Consider the following 17,453-nt stretch of genomic DNA (forward strand, 5'->3'; position numbering starts at 1 on the left):
CATATGCCCAATCGCCCTGACCTGGAAGCAGCGCCCTTGATGATCCAACGGCTTTTACCGTTTTTCCTGCTGGGCGCCCTGGCGCTGGGCGGCTGCGCAACAGTCGACACGCCGCGCATCCCCAGCGACGCCCTGCCCGCCGCGCAATCCTCATTCGGCCGTTCGATCCAGGCGCAAGCGGCGCCGCATCAAGGCCGCTCGGGTTTTCGTTTGCTGCCCAACAGCAGCGAAGCCTTCATGGCCCGCGCCGAACTGATCCGCAACGCCCAGAGCAGCCTCGACCTGCAGTACTACATCGTCCACGACGGCATCAGCACACGCATGCTTGTGGACGAATTGCTCAAGGCAGCCGACCGCGGCGTGCGCGTGCGCATCCTGCTGGACGACACCACCAGCGACGGTCTCGACCAAGTCATCGCCACCCTCGCCGCCCACCCGCAGATCGAAATTCGCCTGTTCAACCCGCTGCACCTGGGCCGCAGCACCGGCGTCACTCGGGCCATGGGGCGGCTGTTCAACTTGTCGCTGCAACATCGGCGCATGCACAACAAGTTGTGGCTGGCGGACAACAGTGTCGCCATCGTCGGCGGGCGCAACCTGGGCGACGAGTATTTCGACGCCGAGCCCAACTTGAATTTCACCGATATCGATATGCTCAGCGTGGGCCCGGTGGCCGAGCAACTCGGGCACAGTTTTGATCAGTACTGGAACAGCGCACTGAGCAAACCGATTGATGACTTCGTCTCCAACAGCCCCTCCAAACGTGACCTGGCCGCCGCCCGCGTGCGCCTGCAAGATTCGCTCGCCGAGTCCCGTCAGCAAAACCATGCGCTGTACAACCGCTTGCGCACCTACCAGACCCAACCCCGCATGGACATCTGGCGCCGCGAGTTGATCTGGGCCTGGAACCAGGCACTGTGGGATGCGCCGAGCAAGGTGCTGGCCAAGACCGACCCGGACCCGCAGTTGCTGCTCACCACCCAACTGGCGCCGGAGCTTGAAGGCGTCAACCATGAGCTGATCATGATTTCGGCGTATTTCGTCCCCGGCCAGCCTGGGCTCGTGTACCTGACCGGCCGAGCCGACGCAGGGGTGTCGGTGAGCCTGCTGACCAATTCGCTCGAAGCCACCGATGTACCGGCGGTGCATGGCGGCTATGCGCCATACCGCAAGGCCCTGCTGGAGCACGGCGTAAAACTCTACGAGTTGCGCCGCCAACCCGGCGACCCCAGTGCAGGCAGCGGCCCGCACCTGTTTCGCCGGGGCTCGCTGCACGGCTCGGACTCCAGCCTGCACAGCAAGGCGATGATCTTTGATCGGGAAAAGTCGTTTATCGGCTCGTTCAATTTTGACCCGCGCTCGGTGCTGTGGAACACCGAAGTCGGCGTGCTGGTGGACAGCCCCGAGCTGGCGGAACACGTGCGCAACCTGGCGCTGCAAGGTATGGCGCCGGCGTTGAGCTACCAGGCGAAATTGCAGGATGGCCAGGTGGTATGGGTCACTGAGGATAACGGCCAACTGCATACGCTGACCGAGGAGCCCGGCAATTGGTGGCGCAGGTTTAATGCCTGGTTTGCCACTTCAGTCGGTCTGGAGCGGATGCTATAGGAACAATGAAGATCCAGTGTGGGAGCGGGCTTGCTCGCGAATGCGGTGGATCAGTCAATATTGCCGTTAACTGACACACCGCATTCGCGAGCAAGCCCGCTCCCACCTTCGCTCCCGTTTCAAATCAGGCGGGCTGTGCGACGCCAAATGCACCCTGACGCAACAACAGCACCACCAGCCCCAACGCGCCGGCGGCCATCAGCAACGGCAACGCATGCCCGCTGATCCACTGGCTGCCCGCCCCGGCCACCAATGGCCCTATCAAGCAACCGATGCCCCACAACTGCGCCACGTGAGCATTCGCGCGCACCAGCGCATCGTCGCGGTAACGCTCGCCGATCAGGATCAGCGACAAGGTGAACAACCCGCCGGCACTGGCGCCGAAGACCACCCACACCGGCCAGATGAGCGGAGTGTGCATCAGCAGTGGAATCGCCAGGCTCGAGATCAGCAACAGCACCGCACAGCTCAAGAACAGCGTGCGACGCGGCAGGTAGTCAGCCAATGCACCGATAGGCAATTGCAACAGCGCATCACCCACCACCACCGTGCTGACCATGGCCAAGGCGACCTCGGCCGTAAAACCCTGTTGCAGGCAATACACCGGCAGCAGCGTCAGAATCATCGCTTCGAACGCCGCGAATAAAGCCACCGCCCAGGCAATCGCCGGCAGGCTCAAGCAAAAGCGCCATAAGTCGCCAAAGGTGACACTGAAGGACTCAGCCGTCGGCGCGCCGGAGCGCCCCAGCAACAGCAGTGGCGCGACCATCAGCAGGCCTACGCCCACCCAGAAGCCGTAATCATGGTCGGTGCCAATCACACCCAGCAGCAGCGGCCCCGACAGTTGGCTCAAGGCGTAACTGCAGCCATACAGCGCCACCAAGCGGCCCCGCCACTGCTCCACCACCAACTGGTTGATCCAGCTTTCACCGAGGATAAACACGATGGTCAGGATCACCCCGATCATCAGCCGCAGCACCAGCCAGACCGGATAGCTGGGCAGGATTGCCAGCAGGCCGATGGACACTGCACCGGCCCACAGGCACAGGCGCATCAGGTTGGCGGTGCCCAGCCATGAGGCCATGCGGCTGGAGACCTTGGCGCCCAGTAGTACGCCGAAGGCTGGCATGGCCGCCATCACCCCAATCGCGAAACTGCCGTAGCCCCAGCCTTCAAGGCGCAGGGACACGAGCGGCATGCTGACCCCGAGGGCCAGACCGACGCTGAGTACCGAGGCCAGGACGGCGAAGTAAGTCGCCCAACGCATGTCCACGCTCCTGTGGATAATTTTCAGGGTTTCAAACGAACTGCAGGAGCGAGCCTATGTGGGAGCCGGGCTTGCCTGCGATGCAAGCACCTTGGTGTGTCAGTCACACCTCGGTGATGCTATCGCAGGCAAGCCAGCTCCCACAAAAGCCAGCTCCCACATTTGGCCTGCGGTGTTTCCTACAGGGTTACAGCTTGATCCAGGTTGCCTTCAGTTCGGTGTACTTGTCGAACGCGTGCAGCGACTTGTCGCGACCGTTACCGGACTGCTTGAAGCCACCAAACGGCGCGGTCATGTCACCGCCATCGTACTGGTTGACCCACACGCTACCGGCGCGCAAGGCCTTGGCCGTCAGGTGCGCCTTGGAGATATCCGCCGTCCACACCGCTGCGGCCAGGCCGTATTGGGTGTCGTTGGCGATGGCGATGGCTTCTTCGGCGCTGTCGAAGGTGATCACCGACAGAACCGGGCCAAAGATTTCTTCCTGGGCAATCTTCATGGCGTTGGTCACGCCGTCGAAAATCGTCGGTTCAACGTAAGTGCCACCGGTTTCTTCCAGGGTGCGCTTGCCGCCCGCAACCAGCTTGGCGCCGTCGGCGTGGCCAGCTTCGATGTACGACAGCACGGTGTTCATCTGCTGGGTGTCCACCAGCGCACCGACGTTGGTCGCCGGGTCCAGCGGGTTGCCTGGCTTCCAGCCTTTGAGGGCCTCGATCACCAGCGGCAGGAATTTATCCTTGATGGAGCGCTCCACCAGCAGACGCGAACCGGCGGTGCAGACTTCGCCCTGGTTGAAGGCGATGGCGCCAGCGGCGGATTCGGCCGCCGCTTGCAGGTCCGGGGCATCGGCGAACACGATGTTCGGGCTCTTGCCGCCCGCTTCCAGCCACACGCGCTTCATGTTGGACTCGCCGGAGCGAATCAACAGCTGCTTGGCGATTTTGGTGGAACCGGTGAACACCAGGGTGTCGACGTCCATGTGCAGCGCCAGGGCATTGCCCACGGTGTGGCCGTAGCCCGGCAGCACGTTGAACACGCCTTTTGGAATACCGGCTTCAACGGCCAGGGCCGCGATGCGGATGGCGGTCAGCGGGGATTTTTCGGACGGCTTGAGGATCACCGAGTTACCGGTAGACAGCGCCGGGCCGAGTTTCCAGCAGGCCATCATCAGCGGGAAGTTCCACGGTACGATCGCGCCGACAACGCCGACCGGCTCGCGGGTCACCAGGCCCAATTGATCGTGCGGAGTAGCGGCAACTTCGTCGTAGATCTTGTCGATGGCCTCGCCGCTCCAGCTCAGCGCGTTGGCTGCGCCAGGCACGTCAATGCCCAGGGAGTCGCTGATCGGCTTGCCCATGTCCAGGGTTTCGAGCAGGGCCAGCTCTTCGGCATTGGCCTTGAGCAGCGCGGCGAAACGGATCATGGCGGACTTGCGCTTGGCCGGTGCCAGACGTGACCAGACGCCGGAATTAAAGGTGGCGCGGGCATTTTCTACAGCGCGCTGGGCGTCGGCGACGTCGCAGCTGGCGACAGTTGCCAGCAGGCGGCCATCGACCGGGCTGATGCATTCGAATGTGTCACCGGAAACAGCGGCGGTGTATTCGCCATTGATGTAGGCGCGGCCTTCGATCTTCAGATCCTTGGCGCGTTGTTCCCAGTCGGCACGGGTCAGGGTGGTCATGCGAGTGTCCTCCTCTTATTGAATACAAGGGCCAGGTGATGTCCCCCGGCAGCCTCAAAGAATTCTTGCCCGGCCAGCCTGCTGTTCGGCTCAAGGCAGCTGCCACCCTAAACCAGCGGCTGGGGGTGTTTCAATATATTTGACACAACGCCGGTAAACGCCCTTGCGATGTTCATTTTAATAAACATAGACTTTGGACTCTCCAACCGCAGGCCAGACGGGACACGCACATGAGCATCCAGGACATCGTCGACTTCAGCCAAGCCAATACCGCCCCCGAACGCTACCGGCCGGCTGCCGAAAAAGTCCTCAAGGGCGATCCCGAGCAAACCCTCTACAACCACTACAACAGCCCGTGCGGCCAGATGAGCGCCGGGGTCTGGGAAGGTGAAGTCGGGCAATGGAGGGTCAACTACAGCGAGCATGAATACTGCGAGATCGTGCAGGGCGTTTCGGTGCTGCGCGATGCCGACGGTAACGCCAAGACCTTGCGTGCGGGCGACCGCTTCGTGATCCCCGCGGGTTTCAGCGGCACCTGGGAAGTGCTGGAACCGTGCCGCAAGATCTACGTGGTGTTTGAACAGAAAGCCTGATCAGCAAATCACAGGCAAAAAAAAGCCCGACTCGTGAGAGACGGGCTTTTTTTCACAAGGAAGAAAATCAATTACTTGATTTTGCCTTCTTTGTAGATCACGTGCTTGCGAACGCGCGGGTCGAACATTTTCTTTTCGAGCTTGTCCGGGGTAGTACGCTTGTTCTTGTCGGTAGTGTAGAAGTGACCAGTACCGGCGCTAGAGATCATTCGAATCAATTCACGCATGATAAAGCTCCTTAGATCTTGCCAGCGGCGCGGATTTCGGCCAGCACGACAGTGATGCCGCGCTTGTCGATGATACGCATGCCTTTGGCAGATACACGCAGGCGAACAAAACGTTTCTCTTCTTCAACCCAGAAGCGGTGATGCTGCAGGTTCGGCAGGAAACGACGACGGGTTTTGTTATTTGCGTGGGAAATGTTATTCCCAGTCACCGGACCCTTACCGGTAACTTGACAGACTCTCGACATGCCTCAGCCCTCTAAAACCACATGCCCAACCCGGCATGGGTTGGCCGCTTAATCTCTCAGTCATTTGGCGCCAGGCGCCGCGTTTCTTTAAGGGTCTTACCGGCTACACCTACAGTGAAGGAACCGGGCCCCTAGAAAAGAGCGCTGCTTTATACCAGAAAGACCAAGGTGCAACAACAGCCCGTGTGTTTTTACCGGCGTAAATCTTGGCGACAGACGCCTGAACCGTTGTCAGGAGTGGCCGCTGCAACAGCCGACCGCTCGTCGCACAGAATGATTTACAGCGCTCGCACGCACGATGAAGTGCACGGCGAAACGCGCTGAGGCGCCATCAAAACAGCATTTGCGCCAAAAGCACAGGCAAAAATGGACTAGTCATTTATCAATCAGACCACTACGGTAGGCTTTTTCCAGACTGCACTCGCAGATGGGCCTTCGATCTGCAAAGGAAACCGAACATGCGCCTCGCTGCCCTACCGCTATTGCTAGCCCCTCTATTTATTGCGCCGGCGGCCCTGGCTGCTACCAGTTTAAGCGTGTGTACCGAAGCCAGCCCTGAAGGGTTCGATGTGGTGCAATACAACTCGCTCACCACTACAAATGCCTCGGCCGACGTCCTGATGAACCGCCTCGTGGACTACGACGCCGCCAGCGGCAAGCTGGTGCCGAGCCTCGCAGACAGTTGGGACGTTTCGCCAGATGGCCTGACGTACACTTTCAAGCTGCACCCGGATGTGAAATTCCACCGCACCGAATACTTCACCCCAAGCCGCACCCTCACCGCCGAAGATGTGCGCTTCAGTTTCGAGCGCATGCTCGACCCGGCCAACCCATGGCACAAGATCGCCCAAAGCGGCTTCCCCCATGCCCAGTCGCTACAGTTGCCGACGCTGGTCAAGAAGATCGACGCCCTCGACCCGCTGACCGTGCGCTTCACGCTCGATCATGCCGACTCGACCTTCCTCGCCGCGTTGAGCATGGGCTTTGCCTCGATCTACCCGGCCGAATACGCCGACAAGCTGCTCAAGGCCGGCACTCCGGAGAAGCTTAATAGCCAACCTATCGGCACCGGCCCGTTTGTTTTCGTCCGGTTCCAGAAAGATGCCGTGGTTCGCTACAAAGCCAACCCGGACTATTTCGCCGGCAAACCGGCTGTGGATAACTTGCTGTTCGCCATTACCCCGGACGCCAACGTGCGCCTGCAGAAATTGCATCGCGACGAATGCCAGATCGCCCTCTCGCCCAAGCCGCTGGATGTGGGCGAGGCCGAAAAAGACCCGGCATTGAAGGTGGAGAAAACCGCCGCCTTCATGACTGCATTCGTAGCCATCAACAGCCAGCATCCGCCGCTGGACAAGCCGGAAGTGCGCCAGGCAATCAACTTGGCGTTCGACAAGAACAGCTACCTCAAGGCCGTGTTTGAAGGCACCGCCGAGGCGGCCAATGGCATTTACCCACCCAATACCTGGAGCTATGCCAAAGACCTGCCGGGTTATCCACAGGACATCGCCAAGGCCAGGACGCTGCTCGACCGCGCGGGGCTCAAGGACGGTTTCAAGACCACCCTTTGGACACGCCCAACCGGCAGCTTGCTGAACCCCAACCCCAACCTGGGTGCACAACTGTTGCAGGCAGACCTGGCCAAGATCGGCATCCAGGCAGAGATCCGCGTGATCGAATGGGGCGAACTGATTCGCCGCGCCAAGGCCGGTGAACATGACCTGCTGTTCATGGGCTGGGCCGGCGATAACGGCGACCCGGATAACTTCCTCACCCCGCAGTTCTCTTGCGCGGCGGTGAAATCCGGCACCAACTTTGCCCGCTACTGCGACCCCGCGCTGGACAAACTGATCAGCGCTGGCAAGACCACCAGCGAGCAAGGCGTACGCACCAAGTTGTATCAACAGGCCCAGGCGCAGATCCAGCAGCAGGCGTTGTGGCTGCCGCTGGCGCATCCGACCGCGTTTGCCCTGACACGCAAGAATGTCGAGGGCTATCAGGTGAGCCCGTTCGGGCGCCAGGACTTCTCGAAAGTCAGCGTCAAGCCCTGATGACCTGCCCCGCCCTTGCGGGCGGGGCTACATCCACCCGTATTCCGCCATCGACAACGGATCACCATCACCGACGATGATGTGATCCAGCACCCGCACATCCACCACCTCCAACGCCTTTTGCAGCAACTTGGTCAATTTTCGATCAGCCGCACTCGGCTCGACACTCCCGGAAGGATGGTTGTGACACAGAATCAATGCTGCCGCGTTGTACGCCAACGCACGCTTGACCACTTGCCGCGGGTAAACAAGGGCAGTGTCGATGGTGCCCTGGGACAGCGCCTCAAAGCCCAGAACGCGGTGCTTTGAGTCGAGAAACAGACAGCCAAAGATCTCGTGAGGCTCATGACGCAGCAGCGCCTTGAGGTAGTCACGCACTGCCAGCGGGCTTTCCAGCACCGAGTCCGCGCGCAGGCGTTCGGCCATGTGCCGTCGGGACATCTCCAGCACAGCCTGCAACTGGGCAAACTTTGCCGGCCCTAACCCCAAATGCTGGCTGAACAGCGTCTGGTTGGCCTCCAACAGCGGGCGAAGGCCGCCAAATTGCGCCAGTAAATGGCGCGCCAGGTCGACCGCGCTTCTGCCCGACACCCCGGTGCGCAGGAAGATTGCCAGCAGTTCGGCATCCGACAGCGTTGCCGCGCCCCCTTCCAAAAGTTTCTCCCGCGGACGTTCCGCCACAGGCCAATCGCGAATACTCATCCCACCTCCGTGTGCATGTGCGCCGCTGTTGCCCGGCGGACGCTGTGTTATCTTAAGCCCTCTTTTTTGCGTGCGATTTCTCCTGGGGAGGGGGCATCGCAGGCGTCACTGACTGGCATCACTGAACTGGAAAGGCAAACCAATGCAGCGTCTGTATCGGAAACGCATCGTTCTCGGCGTCGGCGGCGGCATTGCCGCCTACAAGAGCGCAGAGCTGGTTCGCAGGCTCCTGGACCAGGGCGCCGAAGTGCGCGTAGTCATGACCCGCGGCGGCAGCGAGTTCATCACCCCGCTCACCATGCAAGCTTTGTCCGGCCACCCGGTTCATCTGGACCTGCTGGACCCGGCGGCCGAAGCCGCGATGGGCCATATCGAGCTGGCCAAATGGGCCGATCTGGTACTGATCGCCCCGGCAACCGCCGACTTGATCGCCCGCCTGGCCCAAGGCATCGCCGATGACCTGCTGACCACGCTGGTGCTGGCCACCGACGCCACCGTCGCCATCGCCCCGGCCATGAACCAGGCCATGTGGCGCGACCCGGCGACCCAGGCCAACACCCAGCTCCTGCAAAGCCGAGGCCTCAAGGTGTTCGGCCCGGCGTCCGGCAGCCAGGCCTGCGGCGACGTCGGCATGGGCCGCATGCTCGAAGCCACCGACCTGGCGCTGTGCGCCGCCGAGTGTTTCCAGCACCTGGCCCTTACCGGCAAACACGTGCTGATCACCGCCGGCCCGACTCAGGAAAACATCGACCCGGTGCGCTACATCACCAACCATAGCTCAGGAAAAATGGGCTTTGCATTGGCCGAAGCGGCGGTTGAGGCAGGCGCACGTGTCACCTTGATCACCGGCCCGGTGCATTTGCCGACGCCTGATCGGGTCACGCGAATCGACGTAGTCAGCGCCCGGGACATGCTGGCGGCTTGCGAGGCAGCCATTCCGTGCGACCTGTTTATCGCCTCGGCGGCGGTTGCAGACTACCGCCCGGAAGTCGTAGCCCCGCAAAAGCTTAAGAAAGACCCTACAAGCGGCGACGGCCTGCTCCTGCAAATGGTGCGTAACCCCGACATCCTGGCAACCATCGCCACGCGCGCGGACCGCCCTTTCAGCGTCGGCTTTGCCGCCGAAACCGAGCACCTGCTGGACTACGCGGCACGCAAATTGAAAGACAAAAACCTCGATCTGATCGTTGCCAATGATGTCGCCAACCCGAGCATCGGCTTCAACAGCGAGGAAAATGCCATCAGCGTGATCGACCGCGAGTTGCACGCCACCGTTTTCGCCCAGACCAGCAAAGGCAAGATTGCCCGCCAACTGATCTCATTTATCGCCCAACGGCTGAACCAGGTTTAATTGACATGCACGCTTTGCAAGCCAAGATTCTCGACCCACGCATCGGCAACGAATTCCCACTGCCGGCCTATGCCACCCCAGGCTCCGCCGGGTTGGACCTGCGCGCCATGCTCAAGCAAGACACCGTTCTTGAACCGGGCCAGACCCTCCTGATCCCTACCGGCCTGTCGATTTACGTTGGCGATCCGGGCCTGGCCGCACTGATCCTGCCGCGCTCCGGCCTGGGCCACAAACACGGCATCGTGCTGGGCAACCTGGTCGGCCTGATCGACTCCGACTACCAGGGCGAGCTAATGGTGTCGTGCTGGAACCGCGGCCAGACCGCCTTCAACATTGCTGTTGGCGAGCGTATCGCGCAACTGGTGCTGGTGCCGGTGGTGCAAGCGCACTTCGAACTGGTTCAAGAGTTTGATGAGACTCAACGCGGCGCAGGCGGTTTTGGGCATTCCGGCAGCCACTGACTAAGCTGAATCAGGCCGGACGCTTTTGTCCGGCCCGATGCCACCGCAAGGCTTTTCAGGACGAAGAATGCGCGGAATTAATCAGCGAGATTTCATCATTGAAATCAATGCATTACGCAGCCATAAGCACGGAGTGCCAGCTCCGATGGCACTTTTGCACCACGAACTCTCTGCCGAAAACGCCGTCATACCCTTCAGTTTGAGCCTGCCGGTCAGCCACTTTAAGGCCAGCTTTGCCCCCTTCAGATGGAGTTTCCCCCCGCGATGAGTACCGCAGCCCGAGTAGCCCCGACATTTCCCGACAGCATCTTTCGCGCCTATGACATCCGTGGCGTCGTGCCCAAGACCCTGACCGCCGAAACCGCCTATTGGATCGGCCGTGCCATCGGCTCCCAAAGCCTGGCTCAGGGCGAACCCAATGTATCGGTAGGCCGCGATGGCCGCTTGTCCGGCCCGGAGCTGGTGGAACAACTGATCCAGGGCCTGGCCGACAGCGGCTGCCACGTCAGCGATGTGGGCCTGGTGCCGACCCCTGCGTTGTACTACGCAGCCAACGTACTGGCTGGCAAGTCCGGCGTTATGCTCACCGGCAGCCATAATCCGTCGGACTACAACGGCTTCAAGATCGTCATCGCCGGTGACACCCTCGCCAACGAACAGATTCAGGCGCTGCACGAGCGCCTGAAGACCAACGATCTGACCACCGGCACCGGCAGCATCACCAAAGTCGATATTCTTCAACGCTACTCTGACCAGATCACTGGCGACGTCAAACTCGCCCGCCGCCTGAAAGTAGTGGTGGACTGCGGCAACGGCGCGGCCGGCGTGATTGCCCCGCAACTGCTCGAAGCCCTGAACTGCGAAGTGATCCCGTTGTTCTGCGACGTCGACGGCAACTTCCCGAACCACCACCCGGACCCGGGCAAGCCTGAAAACCTGGTGGACCTGATCGCCAAGGTCAAGGAAACCGGCGCCGACGTGGGCCTGGCGTTCGACGGTGACGGCGACCGCGTCGGCGTGGTGACCAACACCGGCGAGAACGTGTTCGCCGACCGCCTGCTGATGTTGTTTGCCCGCGACGTGGTGGCCCGTAACCCCAACGCCGAAATCATCTTCGACGTGAAGTGCACCCGCCGCCTCACCCCGCTGATCAAGGAATACGGCGGTCGCCCACTAATGTGGAAGACCGGCCACTCGTTGATCAAAAAGAAAATGAAGGAAACCGGCGCGCTGTTGGCCGGCGAAATGAGCGGCCACGTGTTCTTCAAAGAGCGCTGGTTCGGGTTCGACGACGGCATTTACAGCGCCGCCCGTCTGCTGGAGATCCTCAGCAAGGAAAAATCCACGGCGCAGGAGCTGTTTCAGACCTTCCCGAATGATATTTCTACGCCAGAGATCAATATCCATGTGACCGAGGAGAGCAAATTCAGCATCATTGACGCACTGCACGATGCGCAATGGGGCGAAGGCGCCAACCTGACCACCATTGATGGTGTGCGCGTCGATTACGCCAAAGGCTGGGGCCTGGTTCGTGCGTCCAACACCACACCGGTGCTGGTCCTGCGTTTCGAGGCGGATACCGAGGCTGAGTTGCAGCGCATCAAGGACGTGTTCCACGCCCAGTTGAAACGTGTTGCCCCTGATCTCCAATTACCGTTCTGATTTTTTACCGGAGCCCTGAATGACCCTCGAACGCGAAGCCGCTGCCAATACTGCCAAGGTCCTGTCCGAAGCGTTGCCTTACATTCGACGCTACGTCGGCAAGACGCTGGTGATCAAGTACGGCGGCAATGCCATGGAAAGCGACGAGCTGAAAACCGGCTTTGCCCGCGACATCGTGTTGATGAAAGCTGTCGGGATCAACCCGGTGGTGGTGCACGGTGGCGGCCCGCAAATCGGCGACCTGCTCAAGCGCTTGTCGATCGAGAGTCACTTCATTGATGGCATGCGCGTCACAGACGCGCAGACCATGGACGTGGTGGAGATGGTCCTTGGTGGCCAGGTCAACAAAGACATCGTCAACCTGATCAACCGTCATGGTGGCAGCGCCATCGGCCTGACCGGCAAGGACGCGGAGCTGATCCGCGCGAAAAAACTGACAGTTACTCGTCAGACGCCAGAGATGACCCAGCCGGAAATCATCGACATCGGCCAGGTCGGTGAAGTGATCGGCATCAACACCGACCTGCTGAACCTGCTGGTCAAGGGTGACTTCATCCCGGTGATCGCGCCAATCGGCGTGGGCGCCAACGGTGAGTCCTACAACATCAACGCCGACCTGGTAGCCGGTAAAGTGGCCGAAGCGCTGAAGGCTGAAAAGCTGATGCTGCTGACCAACATTGCCGGCCTGATGGACAAGGAAGGCAAGGTGCTGACGGGTTTGACCACCCAGCAGGTGGACGAGCTGATCGCCGACGGCACCATCTACGGCGGCATGCTGCCGAAGATCCGTTGCGCGCTGGAAGCCGTACAAGGCGGCGTGGGTAGCTCGCTGATTCTGGATGGCCGCGTGCCTAATGCAATCCTGCTGGAAATCTTCACCGATACCGGTGTGGGCACGCTGATCAGTAATCGCAAGCGTCCTTAAGCTTCAGAAAACAAAAGGCCCCGCTCAATCACATTGAGCGGGGCCTTTTTTATGAGGTCTTCAAGGTGGAATGCAATCCAATGTGGGAGCGGGCTTGCTCGCGAATGCGGAGCGTCAGTCAATACTTCTGCTGAATGACCGACTGCATTCGCGAGCAAGCCTGCTCCCCCAAGGGGTTTGCGACGCCTTTGGATCGCCTCAGACGCCGAACTGCTCGCGGTACGCACGCACCGCCGGCAAGTGCTGCTTGAGCTGCGGATCGTCTTCCAGGAACTGCAACACCTGGTTCAGCGACACAATGCTCACCACCGGAATGCCGAAATCACGTTCCACTTCCTGAATTGCCGACAACTCACCGTTGCCGCGCTCCTGACGATTCAGCGCGATCAGCACGCCGGCGGCCTTGGCGCCATCTTGGGACGCGATGATCTGCATCACCTCACGGATGGCGGTACCGGCGGTGATCACGTCATCGATGATCAGCACGTCGCCCTTGAGCGGAGCCCCAACCAGGCTACCGCCTTCGCCATGTGCCTTGGCCTCTTTGCGGTTGAAGCACCACGGCAGATCCAGCCCGTGATGTTCAGCCAACGCCACGGCAGTCGCGGCCGCCAGCGGGATGCCCTTGTAGGCTGGGCCAAACAAAACGTCGAAGGAAATGCCGCTTTCAACGATGGCTGCCGCGTAGAAACGACCCAGCTGAGCCAGGGCCGAACCCGAGTTGAACAGGCCTGCATTGAAGAAGTACGGGCTGGTGCGCCCGGACTTCAAAGTGAACTCACCGAAGCGTAAAACGCCGCGATCGATGGCAAAACGAATGAAATCGCGTTGATACGCCTGCATGAAAAAAGCCTCAGATACCACGGATTTAGCTAATTAGGTAGACGGCGTGTATCATACACGCACGCGATTTTTGGGGCCATTTATGCGGATCATCAGTGTGAACGTCAATGGTATTCAGGCTGCAGTCGAGCGTGGTTTGCTCAGTTGGCTGCAAGCACAGAATGCCGACGTCATCTGCCTGCAGGACACCCGCGCCTCCGCCTTTGAACTGGACGACCCAGCCTTCCAACTGGATGGCTACTTCCTTTATGCCTGCGATGCCGAAGTGCCCACCCAAGGTGGCGTGGCTTTGTACTCGCGGTTGCAACCCAAGGCGGTCATCAGCGGCCTCGGCTTCGAGACAGCCGACCGCTACGGGCGCTACCTGCAGGCCGATTTCGACAAGGTCAGCATCGCGACCTTGCTGCTCCCTTCGGGGCAGAACGGCGATGAAGACTTGAACCAGAAGTTCAAGCTAATGGACGATTTCGCCCGTTATCTGGATAAACAGCGACGCAAACGTCGCGAGTACATTTACTGTGGCTCGCTGTACGTGGCGCAACAGAAGCTGGATATCAAGAACTGGCGCGACAGCCAACAATCCCCGGGCTTCCTGGCGCCGGAACGTGCCTGGATGGACGAGATTGTCGGCAACATGGGCTATGTTGACGCGCTGCGCGAAGTCAGCCGCGAAGGCGACCAGTACAGCTGGTGGCCGGATAACGAACAGGCCGAGATGCTTAACCTGGGCTGGCGTTTCGACTACCAGCTGCTGACCCCGGGGCTTCGCCGCTTTGTTCGCAGCGCACGCCTGCCGCGTCAGCCACGCTTTTCGCAGCACGCGCCGCTGATCGTGGACTACGACTGGACATTGACCATCTAAAGTCTTTTCCCTGGCACAAAAAAACCGACATCGCTGTCGGTTTTTTTGTGGGCGCTCATTATTTGACCAATCGCCAGGTAAAGGGATAGCGATAGGCAATCCCCTTGCTGGCTTTGATTGCGCCGATGATCGTCAGCACCACCGTGGCGATCGCCAGGGCAGTCATCAGGAGAAAACCAATCACCGCAAACGCCAGCACGATGCAAACCAGCCAGGCAATGGCCACGGTGATCTGGAAGTTCAAGGCCTCCTTGCCCTGATCATCAATGAACGGGTCCACTTCCTTCTTCATCTGCCACAGGATCAGCGGCCCGACGACACTGCCGAAGGGAAACACAAACCCCAGGAACGCCGAGAGGTGACACAACATTGCTCCCTGACGCACTTCGTAAGGAGGCGTGGGTACAGGCAGTTGGTGGTCACTCATGGCGTTGCTCCTTGCGGCCGTTTCAGTCAGCCAGTGCGGCGTTCTGCAGTTCGAAGATTTCGGTCATGCCTTTCTGGGCCAGGGCCAGCATGGCGTTCAGGTCGGCCGGCTGGAATGGCGCGCCTTCGGCGGTGCCCTGCACTTCGATGAAACCACCGCTGCTGGTCATTACCACGTTCAGGTCAGTCTCGGCAGCCGAGTCTTCCAGATAGTCGAGATCCAGCACTGGCTCGCCCTGGTACATGCCCACCGATACGGCAGCGATCATCTGCTTGAGCGGGTCGCCGGCTTTCAGGCCGCCACGCTTCTTGATCACTTTCAGCGCATCAACCAAGGCCACCATGGCGCCGGTGATGGAGGCAGTGCGGGTGCCGCCGTCGGCCTGGATCACGTCGCAATCGACGTACAGGGTCACGTCGCCCAGCTTGGACATGTCCAGGGCTGCGCGCAGCGAACGGCCGATCAGGCGCTGGATTTCGAGGGTGCGGCCGCCTTGCTTGCCACGGCTGGCTTCACGCTGGTTACGCTCGCCGGTGGCGCGCGGCAGCATGCCGTACTCGGCGGTCAACCAACCCTGGCCCTGGCCCTTGAGGAAGCGCGGAACGCCGTTTTCGACGCTGACGGTGCAGATCACCTTGGTATCGCCAAACTCGACCAGTACAGATCCCTCGGCGTGTTTGGTGTAGTTGCGGGTGATGCGGATCGAGCGGAGCTGATCGGCAGCGCGACCACTTGGACGTTTCATAGGGGATACCTGTACGGAGGACGAAAAACTGCCGAGCATTATAGAGCCGCCAGCCGATTCGGGGCACTTCTAAAAAATTCGGTTACGAATGGCTGACCTGGCGCCCATTGTTTGGGCGCGTTCGCCTCACTGCGCTACAATCCTGCGCCTTCGCAGCCTGTCGGCTTCAATTCACCCATCAGCCCGTATTTGCGGGACTGCATCGCGAGGTACCTCCATGGTGCACAGCATGACCGCCTTCGCCCGTGTCGAAAAAGCCGGCGCCCAAGGCACCCTGAGCTGGGAACTGCGCTCGGTCAACAGCCGTTACCTGGAGCCGCACCTGCGTCTGCCGGAATCCTTGCGCGACCTCGAAGGCGCCGTGCGTGAAGCGCTGCGCCAGGGTATTTCCCGCGGCAAGCTGGAATGCACCCTGCGTTTTACCGAAGTAACTACCGGCAAGCCGCTGCAGATCGACCGCGACCGCGCCGCGCAACTGGTCGCTGCCGCTGAAACCATCGCCGGCCTGATCAAGCAACCCGCCGCGCTGAACCCGCTGGAAGTGCTGGCCTGGCCCGGCGTACTGGTGGCCGACGCCACCGACCCGCAGGCCCTCAATGCCGAAGCCCTCGCCCTGTTCAATCAGGGTTTGAAGGAGCTCAAAGCCGGCCGCGAGCGTGAGGGCGCCGAACTGGCGCGCCTGATCAGCGAGCGCCTGAGCGCGATCGAGGAAGACGTGGTCACCCTGCGCGAGTTGGTGCCGCAGATGCTCGCCACCCAGCGCCAGAAGGTTCTGGACCGTTTCACCGACATGAAGGCCGACCTCGACCCAACGCGCCTGGAACAGGAAATGGTGCTGCTGGCGCAGAAAAGTGACGTGGCCGAAGAGCTCGACCGCCTGAGCACCCACATCCTCGAGGTGCGCCGCGTGCTCAAGTCTGCCGGTGCCGCTGGTCGGCGCCTGGACTTCCTGATGCAGGAACTCAACCGCGAAGCCAATACACTGGGCTCCAAAGCGTTTGATCCGCGCAGCACCCAAGCTGCGGTCAACCTCAAAGTGTTGATCGAGCAGATGCGCGAACAAGTACAGAATATTGAGTAAGGCAACTTCCATGACCCACAGCACCGGCACCCTTTACATCATTTCCGCCCCTTCGGGCGCGGGCAAGAGCAGCCTGGTCAAGGCCTTGACCGACGCTGACGAGCAGATCCGCATCTCGGTCTCGCACACCACCCGCGCCATGCGTCCGGGTGAAGTGAACGGCGTGCACTACCACTTCGTCGAGCGTACCGAGTTCGTCAAGATGATCGAGCACGGCGACTTCCTGGAGCGCGCCGAAGTGTTCGGCAACCTCTACGGCACCTCGCAAAGCCACCTGCAGCAGACCCTGGACGAAGGCCACGACCTGATCCTTGAAATCGACTGGCAGGGTGCCGAGCAAGTGCGCCAACTGATGCCGAAGGCGCGTTCGATCTTTATCCTGCCGCCGTCGCTCGAAGCCTTGCACCAGCGCCTGACCAACCGTGGCCAGGACAGTGACGAGATCATCGAAGGCCGCATGCGTGAAGCCGTCAGCGAAATGAGCCACTACGTCGACTACGACTACCTGATCATCAATGACGATTTCGCCAGCGCCCTGGACGATTTGAAGGCAATTTTCCGCGCCAATCAGCTCCAGCAGAAACGCCAACAGCAGCGTTTCGGCAAATTACTCGCCGAACTGCTTGGCTGATTGGCTCTTCCCAAAACCGCTGCAAGGGCTTTACATTGGCACTTGTAGCCGTTTTGCGAGGCCGCGGGAAAAATCAGCGCTTCCCTAAACG

Annotated in this window: 17 protein-coding genes and 1 pseudogene; 10 read left to right on the plus strand and 8 right to left on the minus strand. The window is 60.7% G+C overall.

Annotated features, from left to right (window positions below; translation table 11 throughout):
* The first annotated feature begins 39 nt into the window (after positions 1-39).
* On the plus strand, positions 40-1,608 hold the full coding sequence (locus AACU78_RS08820) for a phospholipase D family protein (RefSeq protein ID WP_106576074.1): 1,569 nt from the start codon (positions 40-42) through the stop codon (positions 1,606-1,608).
* A gap of 124 nt (positions 1,609-1,732) precedes the next feature.
* Here the strand turns inward: AACU78_RS08820 and AACU78_RS08825 are convergent, their stop codons facing one another.
* Entirely contained in the window at positions 1,733-2,875 is a 1,143-nt protein-coding gene (locus tag AACU78_RS08825; RefSeq protein WP_106575850.1) for an MFS transporter, read from the minus strand.
* A gap of 187 nt (positions 2,876-3,062) precedes the next feature.
* A complete protein-coding gene (locus AACU78_RS08830) occupies positions 3,063-4,556 on the minus strand; it encodes an aldehyde dehydrogenase (RefSeq protein ID WP_106575851.1) in 1,494 nt (497 codons plus the stop codon).
* A 230-nt stretch (positions 4,557-4,786) separates the two neighbouring features.
* On the opposite strand from AACU78_RS08830, the gene AACU78_RS08835 reads away from it, so the two are divergent.
* Complete coding sequence (locus AACU78_RS08835) at positions 4,787-5,149, plus strand: cupin domain-containing protein (protein WP_106575852.1); 363 nt, start codon at positions 4,787-4,789, stop codon at positions 5,147-5,149.
* A gap of 71 nt (positions 5,150-5,220) precedes the next feature.
* Here the strand turns inward: AACU78_RS08835 and rpmG are convergent, their stop codons facing one another.
* Together rpmG and rpmB are read right to left on the minus strand one after the other, a co-directional pair.
* Positions 5,221-5,376 (minus strand): 50S ribosomal protein L33, encoded by a 156-nt coding sequence (gene rpmG / locus AACU78_RS08840; protein ID WP_003176906.1) that lies wholly within the window; start codon positions 5,374-5,376, stop codon positions 5,221-5,223.
* 11 nt (positions 5,377-5,387) lie between these two features.
* The gene (gene rpmB / locus AACU78_RS08845; protein WP_003176907.1) at positions 5,388-5,621 is read right to left on the minus strand and encodes a 50S ribosomal protein L28; all 234 of its coding nucleotides are present in this window, start codon (positions 5,619-5,621) and stop codon (positions 5,388-5,390) included.
* 458 nt (positions 5,622-6,079) lie between these two features.
* On the opposite strand from rpmB, the gene AACU78_RS08850 reads away from it, so the two are divergent.
* Positions 6,080-7,672 (plus strand): ABC transporter substrate-binding protein, encoded by a 1,593-nt coding sequence (locus AACU78_RS08850; RefSeq protein ID WP_106575853.1) that lies wholly within the window; start codon positions 6,080-6,082, stop codon positions 7,670-7,672.
* A 27-nt stretch (positions 7,673-7,699) separates the two neighbouring features.
* Here the strand turns inward: AACU78_RS08850 and radC are convergent, their stop codons facing one another.
* Positions 7,700-8,374 carry a RadC family protein gene (gene radC / locus AACU78_RS08855; RefSeq protein ID WP_106575854.1) on the minus strand — a complete coding sequence of 225 codons (675 nt, stop codon included), beginning with the start codon at positions 8,372-8,374 and terminating at the stop codon, positions 7,700-7,702.
* Between the two features lie 142 nt (positions 8,375-8,516).
* On the opposite strand from radC, the gene coaBC reads away from it, so the two are divergent.
* The 4 genes and pseudogenes from coaBC (at position 8,517) to argB (ending at position 12,773) form a co-directional block, all read left to right on the plus strand.
* Positions 8,517-9,725 (plus strand): bifunctional phosphopantothenoylcysteine decarboxylase/phosphopantothenate--cysteine ligase CoaBC, encoded by a 1,209-nt coding sequence (coaBC, locus tag AACU78_RS08860; RefSeq protein WP_010207499.1) that lies wholly within the window; start codon positions 8,517-8,519, stop codon positions 9,723-9,725.
* Positions 9,726-9,730: 5 nt separating this feature from the next.
* The gene (gene dut / locus AACU78_RS08865; protein WP_106575855.1) at positions 9,731-10,186 is read left to right on the plus strand and encodes a dUTP diphosphatase; all 456 of its coding nucleotides are present in this window, start codon (positions 9,731-9,733) and stop codon (positions 10,184-10,186) included.
* A 240-nt stretch (positions 10,187-10,426) separates the two neighbouring features.
* Positions 10,427-11,848 (plus strand): annotated as a pseudogene (locus AACU78_RS08870) (phosphomannomutase/phosphoglucomutase); the annotation flags it as partial.
* 19 nt (positions 11,849-11,867) lie between these two features.
* Entirely contained in the window at positions 11,868-12,773 is a 906-nt protein-coding gene (gene argB / locus AACU78_RS08875; protein WP_015886532.1) for an acetylglutamate kinase, read from the plus strand.
* A gap of 198 nt (positions 12,774-12,971) precedes the next feature.
* Here argB and pyrE read toward each other — a convergent pair whose 3' ends face one another.
* Positions 12,972-13,616 (minus strand): orotate phosphoribosyltransferase, encoded by a 645-nt coding sequence (gene pyrE, locus AACU78_RS08880; protein ID WP_106575858.1) that lies wholly within the window; start codon positions 13,614-13,616, stop codon positions 12,972-12,974.
* 82 nt (positions 13,617-13,698) lie between these two features.
* On the opposite strand from pyrE, the gene AACU78_RS08885 reads away from it, so the two are divergent.
* Entirely contained in the window at positions 13,699-14,478 is a 780-nt protein-coding gene (locus tag AACU78_RS08885; protein WP_003195493.1) for an exodeoxyribonuclease III, read from the plus strand.
* 58 nt (positions 14,479-14,536) lie between these two features.
* On the opposite strand, the gene AACU78_RS08890 is transcribed toward AACU78_RS08885, so the two are convergent.
* Together AACU78_RS08890 and rph are read right to left on the minus strand one after the other, a co-directional pair.
* A complete protein-coding gene (locus AACU78_RS08890; RefSeq protein ID WP_106575859.1) occupies positions 14,537-14,905 on the minus strand; it encodes a DUF4870 domain-containing protein in 369 nt (122 codons plus the stop codon).
* A gap of 22 nt (positions 14,906-14,927) precedes the next feature.
* A complete protein-coding gene (gene rph, locus AACU78_RS08895) occupies positions 14,928-15,650 on the minus strand; it encodes a ribonuclease PH (RefSeq protein WP_106575860.1) in 723 nt (240 codons plus the stop codon).
* Between the two features lie 217 nt (positions 15,651-15,867).
* Here rph and AACU78_RS08900 point away from each other — a divergent pair, with 217 nt between their 5' ends.
* The gene (locus AACU78_RS08900; protein WP_106575861.1) at positions 15,868-16,731 is read left to right on the plus strand and encodes a YicC/YloC family endoribonuclease; all 864 of its coding nucleotides are present in this window, start codon (positions 15,868-15,870) and stop codon (positions 16,729-16,731) included.
* A gap of 10 nt (positions 16,732-16,741) precedes the next feature.
* A complete protein-coding gene (gene gmk, locus AACU78_RS08905; protein ID WP_106575862.1) occupies positions 16,742-17,362 on the plus strand; it encodes a guanylate kinase in 621 nt (206 codons plus the stop codon).
* The last annotated feature ends 91 nt before the right edge of the window (positions 17,363-17,453 follow it).

Origin of the sequence: Pseudomonas sp. R9.37, from assembly GCF_963878885.1 — a bacterium.
In the GTDB taxonomy this organism is placed as follows: domain Bacteria; phylum Pseudomonadota; class Gammaproteobacteria; order Pseudomonadales; family Pseudomonadaceae; genus Aquipseudomonas.